We start from the raw sequence: 12594 nt of genomic DNA, 5'->3' as shown, positions 1-12594 counted from the left end.
CAATATATGTAAAATTATTGTTAAATAATTTATTTTAGCTGATAGGGTACATATAGTACATTTGAAAAAAGAAGGAGAATTTTAAACAGTAGAGAAATGTAGGACTAAATTAAAGATGGAGGAATAAGATGAAAGTGCAATTGGGAGCAGTGATGAGAGAGAATTGGCAAGAGGCTCTAAAATTAAAAGTAAAAGATGTTCAAAATCATTTTGTACCTACTGTAGCAGTATCACTGGCTAAGGTGTATATTAAACCAGATGGTGATAATGTGAATTATCTGCCCTTTGCAATTTATGAAGAAGAGCGGGGAATGATTGGTTTTGTGATGCATGCTTATGTAGAGAATACTGATGATATGTATTGGATCAATGGCTTTATCATTGATGAAAAGCATCAAGGTAAAGGATACGGTCGAGCGGCGCTACGAGAGATGGTGAATTGGATTATAAAGCAATATGCGCAGTGTAAAGAAATTCGCTTAACAGTTCATAAAGAAAACTATGCTGCTCGTCAATTATATAAAAGTTTTGGTTTTGTTGAAGCAGGGGAATTTGATCAAGAAGAAGATTTATTGCGCTTTATAATTAGCAGGGAAGAATAGATGATATATGGATTTGGTATAAAGTGAAACTTCCATCAGTGGGGGAGCTTATTGCCCGTTAATGCGGGATAAAAGGTATATTAGTTGGAGCTAATATACCTTTTATATTTTTACATTTGGGTGTTATCTAATTTTTTTACGATTCTGTCGTACTGTAAACGGAAGAGGTGAATGAGTAAAGGAAGGTCATCTTCGCTTTTCATGTAATAACTAACCCATCCAGAATCAGGTAAAATATGATGAGGCTGAGCTAATCCTTGCTTTAAAATCTCATCTCTTATTGATTTTGGAAATGGCAAATCAGCTAATGTGTCTCCGTGAACATGACCTAATTCTTTATTTTTATAATTAAATTCAATCCCACCATATCGATGCGGCTTCTCAGTTACACCGTTCCAACTAAGAAGCTCTTTTTTAATCATTTCGCTAAGTGACATAATAGTTCACTCCTTATAAATCGTAGATTTTAATAGTATAATATGTTTTTTATTTGCTGTTTATATCGTTCAAAAGTATGAATGTATGTACGAAAATGGTTTCATATATGCAGTTTAGAGAATCGATTTAAATTTGGATTCTGACAGTATCTTTGAACATTCTTGGAATGGACATGGTATAATTTGGGAGGTAGAACCGGTATGAAAAAGTTAGGAGGGAGAACATGGGAAGAGAAGTACACTTTGATGATGAAGGTGTAGTTTTGAAGTTGAATGGAGTAACTGGTTTTTTTGCGTTGAAACTATCCTTAAAAATGCCATTTCATACTATTAAAAGTGTATATGTTGATTATTTTGATGCTCCGCAATGGATGCTTCGGATGCCTGGAACATCTGTTTCTTCTCTTAATATCTTTGAAGGAAGTTTTAAATATGCAGATGAATGGTATTTTCTTTCCTATGAAAATAGAGTACCTCTCGTAATGATCGAATTAGAGGGTCATGAAAAATACAAGTATGTTGTTTTTGAAATTGATGATCCTACTAAGGTGGCAGCAGATATTAGGAAACGTATGAGAGATTAATGTCGGATACTTGTTTCTATATGAGTGACGAGTAAAGGGGGATCTAATTACTGAAATTGGATCACCTTTTCTCTATTTTGTATTTAATATAATAATAGTTCGCCTTCATACAGGAAAAAGCTTTTCTAATGGCATATAATTGTAAGTAGACCTACATTTCATTTTCAGTATCATCCATGTGCAGCAAATATAAGGGGGATTATGCATGAGAATAGAAGTAGAAAAGTTACTGCAAAACCTTGAAGTATTCGGATTAGAACATGATTGTACAAAAGAAACGAGGGAAGAAAAGCTGCGCAACGTGTCTAAAGAAATGGGGCAGTTTTTATCTATTTTGGTGAAAATGTGTGAAGCGAAATATATTCTAGAAATTGGGACGTCGAATGGATTTTCTACGTTATGGCTTGCCAATGCTGCAGAGGAAACAAGAGGAACTGTCACAACAGTTGAACTCTCATCGAAACGAGTTGCACAAGCAATTGAAAACTTCCAAAAAGCAAACCTCACAAACTATATTCATATCCATAATCAAGAAGCTGGGGCATTTTTATCAGAACAGATAGACAAGTCGTATGATTTTATTTTTTAGATGCAGAACGAACACAATATATGTGGTGGTGGGAAGATTTAAAACGTATTTTAATGCCTAAAGGAATCATCGTCATCGATAATGCGACTTCGCATGCGGAAGAATTACAGAAGTTTTTTGAGTTAGTCGAAGAAGCGGAGAACTTTGAAACAGTGTTATTGCCTTTTAAGATGGGTGCCTATGTAATGCGGAAAAATAGCTGAAAAGAATATACAAGAGGAAGTGTTAGCCTCTAAACTAAAGAATCCGACTTAAGAATGGATGTTTCTCAGCCTTAGGTCTGAGGACAATCAAAAATACAAAAGGTATACTTATAATATAAAACAGGGAATGAATGTAATATAAATTGTTTAGAGATATGGTACCCTAACCATAATTATAAGTGTATGCATATAAAGGAGCGATTTTGTTGACGGAATTGCAAAAGAAAGAAACCTTATCAGTAGATTCACAAAATAATATGGAGGTAATCGTAGATACAGTAATTAAAGAGGATGAATTAGTTGCACTAAATAAAGAGGCAGATTTGTATGTACAAAAGTTAAATAGTGAGCATAATGCAGATCTTTCAAAAGTATTGTCACAACTGGCTGATTTAGGAGATAAAGAACAACGCGATGCAGGACAAACATTAACGGCATTAAAACGTCCAGTAACAGCAATGATGAATGGGAAAAATGAGGATATTCCTAACACGTTGCTTGATTTACGTAAAGTTGTATCGGAATTAGATCCGAATTCATTACAAGCAACTGGTATGAAACGAATTATGTTTAAAGTATTTAAGAAAAATCCAATGGAAACGTATGTTCACAAATATCAATCCATTGATAAACAAATCGAAGAAATTATAAAGTCACTATTAGTTGGTCGTGATAATTTAAAAGAAGATAGTGTTGGTTTAGAAATGTTAAAAGAACAGTCTCAAGCAAAGATTTATGCGCTTGATAAACAAGTATATTTAGGTAAGAAACTTGCGGATATGTTGGAAGTGGAGAAACAAAATCCAGAGAGATATAAAGATGTTCCGTTAATTAATGATGCGCTAGAAAAAATTCTTGTACGTACGCGTAACATGCAGCAAGCAAAGAGTGTCTTACTGCAATCTATTGCCTCTGTTGATATTATTAAGAAGAACAATGAAAAATTAACAGAAGCGATTCGAAATGCAATCACAATGACACAAAACGTTGTAACCGTATCTGCCGCTATTCAATTGGCATTAACGAACCAAAGGAAAACAATTGACGCAGTGAATGCAACAAACGAAGCAATTGAATCTATGGTATTAAGTAACTCACAAGCGTTGAAACAAAATACAGAAGAAACGACAAAATTATTAGAAAATCCAGCAATCAGCATGGAGAAACTTCGTGAATCATTCCAAAACGTCTTTGCAGCGATTGAAGCGTCTGAAAAATCATCAGAGCGAATTATCGAATCAAGTAAAATGTTTGTAAAAGAACTAGATTCGTTCAATGATGAAATGAAAAAGAAGCTAATTCAACGTCCAACTAAATAAGCTGCAATAGAGGAGGTGAAATCATGGATTTCTTTCAATTTATTTTGACACTGATAGGTATTGTTCTTTTGTTAGGACTCACTGCAGTAATTTTACTTGTTTACTTTGGAAGAAAGTTTTATTTATCATGGACAAAGCCGTATAAACGAGCGACAGACTCAATAGCACGCTTATCACACAGCACAGTACCATTCTTACGAGAATTTACACAGAATCCGTTGTTTTACCGCTGGATTCGTACAGAAGGAAGCAGTAGCCAAAAAGCATTTACAATTCTTTTTGCACAGCTAATCAACGCACAAAGCAGCAGGTTTTTTCAATGTTGCCGAGGGAAAAGCAGAAAAAACTACATTACAATGTAAAAACAACAAAGCAAATTACAAGTGAAGATATGGAAATGACAACGATGAAAGTAAAAGAATTTTTGAAACAGGAATCACAACAATTATCGAAACCGAAAGATTTCTCGTTTTACAAGTTATACTTTTATGATCGTTATCCAGACGCATTAAAACATATTGAAATGTACAAACGTTCAGTGAATCCATCATTGCAAAGAAGTATTGATGATGTGACAATCTCTGTTTTACATGCTATTCCGTTTTATCAAGAAAATCGTATGTTTGAACAGCAACATAAACTTGAGACTTTCTTAATGAAAGACTTAGTAGATATGTTGTCACTCATTGCACAAATTCCACCAGCGCAGCGTTCTGAGAAAGAAGAAGAGCTTACTGTTTATCTAAAAGGATTCCAAAAAGAAATGGAAGCAGTAGAACGTAATATTCGTAACGCTGTCGATTATGATTTACAAGTGAAGATGCGTGCAGCGAAAGAGAAATTTAAGAATTAAACGAGCGAGCATTGGTATATCAATGCTCGCTCGTTTAATTTGGGATGGAGATAGTAGTTAGTAATTTCACGTACCGTAATAATAGTTATAATTACAATTAAAAGAAAAAAGAAAGTAAACAAACCTAAATGTGGGAAGGGGTTACAGTTTGCTCGCTACCGATAATAGTATGTTAACTTCATATGAATAAAGTATACAAAGATGAAAATCAAGATTAAGGAAAAACATACCAAGGATATTTTGTTACTACAAACGAATTATTCATACATATGCTACACAATAAAGGTAATGTAGGGAGTGTCTTTATGCCATTAGTAAAAATTTATTTTTAAAAAAGAAATGGAATAGATAAAAAATTGATTGCTTTTACTGTAAGAGAGATACTTAAGGATGTTTTTAAAGTGCCTGCTAATGATGGACCTGTAAAGTTTTTTGAAATAGATGAAAGTGACTGGTTTATGCCCGATGGATGGGAAGAAGAAAAGGTCTTTATTGAGCTTCTAATCTTGCCTGGACGCAAGAAAGAAACAAAAGCTAAATTGCTAAAAGAAATAACAGAACAAGTATCAAATATATTGAAAATCGACAAGAATGCCATAATTATAACGCTACACGAACCATCTCTTGATAATTGGGGATTTAAAGGAGGACAGCAAGCTTCTCAAATAGATGTTACCTTTAAGCTGGATGTTTAATTTCGATACTAAGGCAACTTATGTATTAATCAAGTAGTGATAACTTAAAGAAATATTGATTACAATGGAAAGTAACCCTTCTACGGAAAAGTAGGATTTTTTTATAATCTTGAGGTGGGAGTTTTACTGCCCACGAATAGTGAGATAAATTTGCAATGCTTTACCCCTTTAGAAAATCAAATCTAAAGGGGTGTTTTTATACCCCGAAAACTCAGCTATTAAAAGTTAATAAAATATAAATTTGTTTAATTAATAGTAGTTTCAAATTATTTGGGATAATTCCGAATAGACGGTAAATTCGAATGGGATTTGGTATAATTATCTTATAAGCATAATTTGTAAGAGGTGAAATTCGATTATGAGAAATGAAACTTTACATACTATGGATGATATTGTTACTATGTTAGATTCTCTATTAAGATCCCCTAAACCATTTTGGAATAATTTCTATTCCGATCGCGATAAAGAAGTACCTTTCTTTGTTAATGTGCCGGATGAAAATTTAGTTTACTATTTTGATAGAAATATGATTCATAAAGGAAAAGTGTTGGAATTAGGCTGCGGTCCTGGTCGAAATGCTTTGTATTTAGCAAAAAAGGGCTGTGAAGTAGATGCAGTTGATTTATCAGAAGAAGGGATTAAATGGGGAGAAGAAAGAGCGGCTGAGCAAGGGGTATCAGTGCGTTTTATCTGTAAGTCTATCTTTGATTTACAGGTCGAGAACCAATATGATTTCGTATATGATTCTGGCTGTTTACATCATATCCCACCTCACCGGAGAATCCATTATGTCGAGTTAGTGAAGCGAGCATTAAAACCAAACGGATTTTTCGGTTTAACATGCTTTGCCACGGGAGAATTAGATGAAAAAAATGGTTCAGAAATATCAGATTGGGATGTATATCGAGGGTGGAGTTTGCAGGGAGGAATTGCATATTCAGAAGAAAAACTACGCGATATTTTTCAAGATTTTGAGATTATTGAACTGCGCAAAATGAAAGAAATTAGGCAACCTAATGAAGTATTTGGAGAATCATTTCTTTGGACAGCTCTTTTTAGGAAGAAAGGGTAATTACGATGGAGAGAACAATTTTACTTTTCTTGAGTAATAATGATTTAGAAGAAATTGAAGCGATAAGAAGGAAACATGACCCTTTATTTGGTTTGATTTCACCTCATATTACGCTAGTATTTCCTTTTGTGAGTGAAGTTCCAAATGAGTGTTTAAAAAAACATATAGAAACAATTGTAGGCAACATGAATTCTTTTCATATTACGTTAAATCCAGTTGTAACTAATTCAGAAGAGTATTTATTTTTACTTATAGAGGAAGGAAAAGAAGATATAATTGAGCTGCATAATAAGTTGTATACAGACTTTCTGCAACCGTTTCTTCACAAAGAAATTCCTTTTCTTCCTCATGTTACTGTAGGAAGAAAAGGTGATAAAGAACAAGCTTTTGACGTTATAAAAAATCTTCATCCACTTCGAGATACCATGCGATTCACTATTGATAAAATTACAGTAGAAAACATAGGTGAAAACGAGGAATTTATTATAGAGTTTGAAGTACAACTTACAATAAAATAAGGAAATTGTTTTTCGAAATGAGAACCTTCATGGAAGCAGATTTGCTTTATAGGTGATATTATGTATCTTTACTTGATTTTGTACATATAGTATAATAATTCCATAATTTAGATTTCAATGAGAATAAAAAATAAATTAGACGAGGTGCTTTTTGTGAGTGGAGTAGTATCCAAATAGGAAAAATTTAATTAAATAAATCTAATGATGAAGGGTATTTTTTATATCAATTTATACCCTGTATTTGGTCATGGATTTATTTAAGTTACCTATGAAGATACCTACAACACTTTATAAAGCATGTAGCGGTATTTATTATTAAAGACCTAGACCTTTATTTGAAATAGGTTTGTTTAATGATAGATACTTGTTTTTACACTTGTCTTGTAAATGTATGTAAAGCTACGGTATCCCCGTAGCTTTTTTTATTTTCACTTTATAGAAACTCATTGAAATTTTATTATTAGGTATCTTCATACATGATTCAATTATTAAATCATTAAATCATAGTGAGGAGAACAGAAATGAATACAATGACATTTGAAAAATTACAGTATAACGAATTAAAGGAAATTGTAAAATCATATTGTGTAAGTGGATTAGGAAAACAATTATTAGATAAGCTACAACCAAGCTCGAATGTGAAAGTAGTTAAAAATCGATTAAATGAAACGACTGAAGCAAAAGCAATATTAAATACAGAAAGTCATGTTCCATTAGTAGGGATTTCTAATATAGAGAACATAATTGGAAAGCTTGAAAAAGGAATGATTTTGGAACCGGCAGAATTAGTTAACATATCAGATTTTTTAAGAGGATGTAGGAAAATTAAGGGGTTTATGTTAAGTAAAGCATTTTTTGCGCCTGTTTTAAGTTCTTACGCATATTCTATGGCAGAGTTCACAAATATTGAGGAGGAGATTCATTTTTCAATTAAAGGGAATAGCGTTGATTCTGCTGCAAGCAAAGAATTAAAACGAATTCGAAATCATATTGAAACAACAGAAGGAAAGATTGGAGAGCGATTAAATAAATTTTTAAAAAGTAGTGCAAATAAGGAGTATATTCAAGAATTCTTTATTAGTAAAAAAGATGATCGATACACTGTTCCTATTAAGGCTTCTTATAAAAATCAAGTTGCAGGAACAATTGTAGAGGTTTCTTCTAAAGGTTCAACAGTATTTATGGAACCTGCTGTTATTTCAAAATTAAGCGGGGAGTTAGCGAGTTTAAAAGCGGAAGAGGCGATAGAAGAGTATCAAATATTAGCGACTTTATCAGGAATGATTTTTGAGAATGTTAGTGATATAAAAATTAATATTGAGCTTATAAGTCAATATGATATGATTTTCGCGAAAGCTAAATTTAGTAAGAGTATTGATGGTATAGCACCGAAATTAAATAGTCATGGATATATAAAACTAGTTGAATGTAAACATCCTCTTTTACAAGGTGAGATTGTTCCATTAAATTTTGATATTGGAAAAGAATATCGCAGTTTAGTCATTACGGGACCAAATGCTGGGGGAAAACAATTGTCTTGAAAACAATTGGATTATTAACTTTAGCAACAATGTCAGGGTTTCATATTCATGGTGATGAAGAGACTGAAATTGCCCTTTTTGATTCTATTTTTGTAGATATAGGTGATAATCAAAGTATTGAAAATGCTTTAAGTACTTTTTCTTCACATATGAAAAATATTTCAGAAATTATGAGAATATCTAACAATAATACATTGTTATTATTTGATGAAATTGGTAGTGGTACAGAACCGAATGAAGGTGCCGCACTTGCAATTGCCATTTTAGAAGAATTTTATCATATGGGATGTATGACAGTTGCTACGACTCATTATGGTGAAATTAAACGATTCTCAGAAATTCATAGTGACTTCATGAATGCGGCTATGCAATTTAATAATGAAACATTAGAGCCGATGTATAAGTTAATTATTGGAGAATCTGGAGATAGTAACGCACTTTGGATTTCTAGAAAGATGAATTTACGGGAACATGTTTTGGAGCGAGCACAGTGTTATATGGAAAATAAAGATTATAGCTTAGAGCTAGTAAAAGAAAATAAAATAAAGAAGCCTGAAGTGAATGTGGTGAAAACGAAAGAAACTTATGAGTATGAGGTTGGAGACAAAATAAAGTTATTAGATCACAATGATTTTGGTATTGTATACAAGAAAAAAGATAGTTTCAATAATATTGTAGTACTATACAAAGAAGAGTTTATTGAGGTGAATTGTAAACGCGTTATTCTGGAATTGAAAGCAGCAGAGTTGTATCCAGAAGGCTATGATTTAAATACGTTGTTTGTAAGTTATAAAGAGAGAAAGCTACAACATGATATAGATCGAGGCTCTAAAAAAGCATTAAGAAACATACAAAAAGAAATGAGAAAAAAGTAAACGAAAATATAATTCAATTGCCAGCAATCCCTCACTTAAACGTTAACACGTTTTGAAGAGAGGGATTGTTTTACATACTAAAAATAGAGTAAATGTAATCTTATTTTGAATAAATACAATAACAGTGCGTTTTTGTTTTTCATATTTAGCTAAATAAATGGTACAATCAATATTTGATATGAAAAATAGTGAAAAGAAGTGATCGATTTGAAAGGTTTTTTAGAATTAGGAATTAGCACAACGTTAAATGATACATTAAGAGAAAACGGAATTGCAGAATCGACTCCGATTCAAGAAAAAGCAATCCCAGTAGTTCTAGCAGGAAAAGATATTATTGGACAAGCAAAAACAGGAACGGGAAAAACATTAGCATTTATTTTGCCGATAATAGAAAAAATAAATCCACAGTCCAGTCATGTACAAGCGTTAATTGTGGCTCCGACACGAGAATTAGCGCTGCAAATCACAAATGAAATTCAAAAAATGATTGTGCATGTAAAGGATATTCATGTGCTTGCTGTTTATGGTGGACAAGACGTTTCACAGCAAATGAAGAAATTACAAGGAAATACACATATTGTTGTGGCGACACCAGGGCGACTTTTAGATCATTTACGCCGCGGGACAATGGAGTTATCGCATGTATCTATGCTTGTTTTAGATGAAGCGGATCAAATGTTGCATTTTGGTTTTTTACCAGAGGTAGAAGAAATTATTGAACAAACACCTATAGAGAGACAAACAATGTTGTTTTCTGCAACGATGGCTAAGCAAATTCAATCTCTTGCAAAGCGCTATATGCGAAAGCCTGAAATTATAAAAATTCAAAGTGCAGAAGTTACAGTAAATAATATTCAACAGCGCGTTGTTGAAACAACAGACAGAGCAAAACAAGATACGCTGCGTCAACTAATGGAACGGGATCAACCATTTTTAGCAGTTATTTTTTGTCGTACGAAACGCAGAGTTACAAAATTGTACGAAGCGTTAAAGGGATACGGCTATAACTGTGATGAACTTCATGGTGATTTATCACAAGCAAAACGTGAACGTGTCATGAAACGTTTTCGAGATGCTGAAAGTCAATATTTAATCGCAACAGATGTAGCAGCAAGAGGACTTGATGTAGAAGGTGTTACTCATGTATTTAACTACGATATCCCAGAAGATGTAGAAAGTTACATTCACCGTATCGGTCGAACAGGTCGTGCTGGCGGAAGTGGACTTGCGATTACATTAGTTGCGCCGAAAGATAAGATGTATTTACAACAAATTGAAAAAGGAATTAACGCATCATTACAACGACAAGTATTAGAGCAGCCTAACGAGCAAGAATCTGTGAAAAAAGAAATAAAATCACAAACACAAAAGCCAAAAGAAAAGAAACAATTTAAAGAGAAGAAGCAATCTGGTCAATTTGGGCGTCGTGATAGAAAAGAAGGACCGAAAACAGAGAAATCTCGTTTTGGTCAACCAAGCAAAAAGAAGCGCAGCACAAAGCCGGGACAAAAAAATCGCGGAAGATAAGTTAGAAATATATCAATTATTTAACATGAGTATCCTTACTCTGTAAAACAATAATCTAGCCTTTAATTTTAATGACCCAAATGGAATGTTCCACATTGTATAAGTATTGGTACATCACTCACTATTAGTGGTGTATCTTTTTTTATTTATCGAAAAATGGGTAAGAAAACCCCACCTTCAAAACGTGCAGGGCATAGCCCAGTTTAAGGTGGGGATGAATTGCCATTGTATTCGCAAAAAAATTTTTGATACTAATACGAATATATGTTCTTTTTTGCTGTTTTGTAGTATCATGAAGGTAAGAAGAGAGGGAGGTGAAAATCATGACAAAAGAAAAAGAATATGCAACCTATCAAATTTGGATTAAGAAAGGTCACAAATTGTACGCCTACTTCATGGAAATGTGTCAAAACGCAAAAAATCTCTACAATACAACAAACTTCTATATTCGCCAAGTGTATACGGCCTTATGTACTAGTGAACCATTACAGCCACTTCAACAAGAAGTCCTCCATACATTACAAATGTACATTGAAACCATGAATGAAAATCAACTTCATGCGTATCAAAAACGCGTGCAAAAACAAAAAGAAGAACCTTTAGAAAAACGGAAAGAAATCAAATGTAATTTGTTTACATTCCCTACAAAAGAGAAATCCTTCCTATCCTATAACTTTCTAGATTGTTTGTTTAAAACAATGAAACAACAAGATTATATGAACTTGCCAGCGCAAACGAATCAAGCGGTTATGAAGAAGCTATATCAAAACTGGAAATCATTCTTTGCATCCATCAAGGCATACAAGAAATATCCTTCCACTTTTACGGTCAGACCTCGCATTCCCAAATATATCAAATCATCTACGAAAGAAATTGTATTCACGAATCAAGTATGTAAACTCCAAGAGAAGTACATTCGTTTTCCAAAAACAAGCATAAAATTAAATATCGGCAAATTGTTTGGGCATATCGGAAATCTGAAAGAGGTACGCGTTTCTTCTGCTTACGGAAAGTTTAAAGTAGAAATTGTGACAGAAAAATCTGAGTCAGCACATGATCATGTAGATAACCATCGCTACATGAGTATTGATTTAGGGATTAATAACATTGCAACTATCATAACGAATACAGGGGCCACTCCTGTGTTAGTAAAGGGCAATGTCATCAAAAGCATCAGTCAATACTACAACAAACAAAAGGCTCATTTACTGGGGATTCTTCGTCAAGGAAAAGAACCAAAAGAGGGACCACACACATCAAAGCGTTTAGAGAGGCTTCATGAAAAAAGATTTCTCAAAATAAAGGATCTCTTTCACAAAATGAGTTATCACATTGTCAATTTCGCAGTTCAACACGAGATTTCTATAATTGTGATTGGGAAAAATACATCATGGAAACAAAACAGTGAGATGGGAAAACGACAGAATCAATCCTTTTGCCATATCCCACATAATCTACTGATTGAAATGATCACCTATAAGGCAAAACGAAAAGGTATTCCTGTACAAGTCGTAGAAGAATCGTATACAAGCAAGGCCTCCTTTCTAGATAACGATGTAATTCCCACTTATGGTGAGGAAGACATTCCTGTATTCAGTGGGAAACGGATCAAACGTGGCTTGTATCGTACGAAAGAGAATAAACTACTGAACGCAGATGTGAATGGTTCCTATAACATCTTAAAAAAGCAGTTCCAAAGGCGTTTGCCGATGGAATAGAGGGGTTGTGCCATCAGGCAGCAGTGTCAACTCCACTCGTGTTAAGCATCTTTTGAAGGTG

Annotated in this window: 8 protein-coding genes and 4 pseudogenes; 11 read left to right on the top strand and 1 reads right to left on the bottom strand. The window is 33.4% G+C overall.

Features of this window, described 5'->3' with window-relative positions:
- The first annotated feature begins 128 nt into the window (after positions 1 to 128).
- The gene (locus ACEWFJ_RS14420) at positions 129 to 602 is read left to right on the top strand and encodes a GNAT family N-acetyltransferase (protein WP_473689031.1); all 474 of its coding nucleotides are present in this window, start codon (positions 129 to 131) and stop codon (positions 600 to 602) included.
- 110 nt (positions 603 to 712) lie between these two features.
- On the opposite strand, the gene ACEWFJ_RS14415 is transcribed toward ACEWFJ_RS14420, so the two are convergent.
- The gene (locus ACEWFJ_RS14415) at positions 713 to 1039 is read right to left on the bottom strand and encodes a luciferase domain-containing protein (protein ID WP_473689030.1); all 327 of its coding nucleotides are present in this window, start codon (positions 1037 to 1039) and stop codon (positions 713 to 715) included.
- 224 nt (positions 1040 to 1263) lie between these two features.
- Here ACEWFJ_RS14415 and ACEWFJ_RS14410 point away from each other — a divergent pair, with 224 nt between their 5' ends.
- The 10 genes and pseudogenes from ACEWFJ_RS14410 to ACEWFJ_RS14365 all read left to right on the top strand — a co-directional run bounded on the left by ACEWFJ_RS14410 (position 1264) and on the right by ACEWFJ_RS14365 (position 12589).
- Positions 1264 to 1623: a hypothetical protein gene (locus ACEWFJ_RS14410; RefSeq protein WP_473689029.1), complete on the top strand. Its 360-nt coding sequence runs from the start codon at positions 1264 to 1266 to the stop codon at positions 1621 to 1623.
- Positions 1624 to 1828: 205 nt separating this feature from the next.
- A pseudogene (locus tag ACEWFJ_RS14405) lies at positions 1829 to 2415 on the top strand (O-methyltransferase).
- A 206-nt stretch (positions 2416 to 2621) separates the two neighbouring features.
- The gene (locus ACEWFJ_RS14400; protein ID WP_098307384.1) at positions 2622 to 3734 is read left to right on the top strand and encodes a toxic anion resistance protein; all 1113 of its coding nucleotides are present in this window, start codon (positions 2622 to 2624) and stop codon (positions 3732 to 3734) included.
- A gap of 23 nt (positions 3735 to 3757) precedes the next feature.
- A pseudogene (locus ACEWFJ_RS14395) lies at positions 3758 to 4071 on the top strand (DUF3974 domain-containing protein); the annotation flags it as partial.
- Positions 4072 to 4988: 917 nt separating this feature from the next.
- Positions 4989 to 5282, top strand: a complete 294-nt coding sequence (locus ACEWFJ_RS14390) for a tautomerase family protein (RefSeq protein WP_473689028.1) — start codon at positions 4989 to 4991, stop codon at positions 5280 to 5282.
- 358 nt (positions 5283 to 5640) lie between these two features.
- Positions 5641 to 6354 carry an SAM-dependent methyltransferase gene (locus ACEWFJ_RS14385; protein ID WP_473689027.1) on the top strand — a complete coding sequence of 238 codons (714 nt, stop codon included), beginning with the start codon at positions 5641 to 5643 and terminating at the stop codon, positions 6352 to 6354.
- A 5-nt stretch (positions 6355 to 6359) separates the two neighbouring features.
- Positions 6360 to 6872, top strand: a complete 513-nt coding sequence (locus ACEWFJ_RS14380; RefSeq protein ID WP_473689026.1) for a 2'-5' RNA ligase family protein — start codon at positions 6360 to 6362, stop codon at positions 6870 to 6872.
- 521 nt (positions 6873 to 7393) lie between these two features.
- A pseudogene (locus tag ACEWFJ_RS14375) lies at positions 7394 to 9288 on the top strand (endonuclease MutS2).
- A gap of 198 nt (positions 9289 to 9486) precedes the next feature.
- A complete protein-coding gene (locus ACEWFJ_RS14370) occupies positions 9487 to 10815 on the top strand; it encodes a DEAD/DEAH box helicase (RefSeq protein WP_473689025.1) in 1329 nt (442 codons plus the stop codon).
- A 323-nt stretch (positions 10816 to 11138) separates the two neighbouring features.
- Positions 11139 to 12589 (top strand): annotated as a pseudogene (locus ACEWFJ_RS14365) (RNA-guided endonuclease InsQ/TnpB family protein).
- Positions 12590 to 12594: the final 5 nt, after the last annotated feature.

The sequence above is a fragment of the Bacillus sp. EA-CB0995 genome (genome assembly GCF_055814245.1).
The sequence above is the reverse complement of the archived record's forward strand: the minus strand, read 5'-3'. Positions and strand labels throughout refer to the sequence as shown.

Excerpts from the sequence above, each read along its gene's own strand:
- ACEWFJ_RS14420 (WP_473689031.1), top strand. The coding sequence starts at position 129 with ATGAAAGTGCAATTGGGAGCAGTGATGAGAGAGAATTGGCAAGAGGCT.
- ACEWFJ_RS14410 (WP_473689029.1), top strand. The coding sequence starts at position 1,264 with ATGGGAAGAGAAGTACACTTTGATGATGAAGGTGTAGTTTTGAAGTTG.
- ACEWFJ_RS14380 (WP_473689026.1), top strand. The coding sequence starts at position 6,360 with ATGGAGAGAACAATTTTACTTTTCTTGAGTAATAATGATTTAGAAGAA.
- ACEWFJ_RS14385 (WP_473689027.1), top strand. The coding sequence starts at position 5,641 with ATGAGAAATGAAACTTTACATACTATGGATGATATTGTTACTATGTTA.
- ACEWFJ_RS14415 (WP_473689030.1), bottom strand. The coding sequence starts at position 1,039 with ATGTCACTTAGCGAAATGATTAAAAAAGAGCTTCTTAGTTGGAACGGT.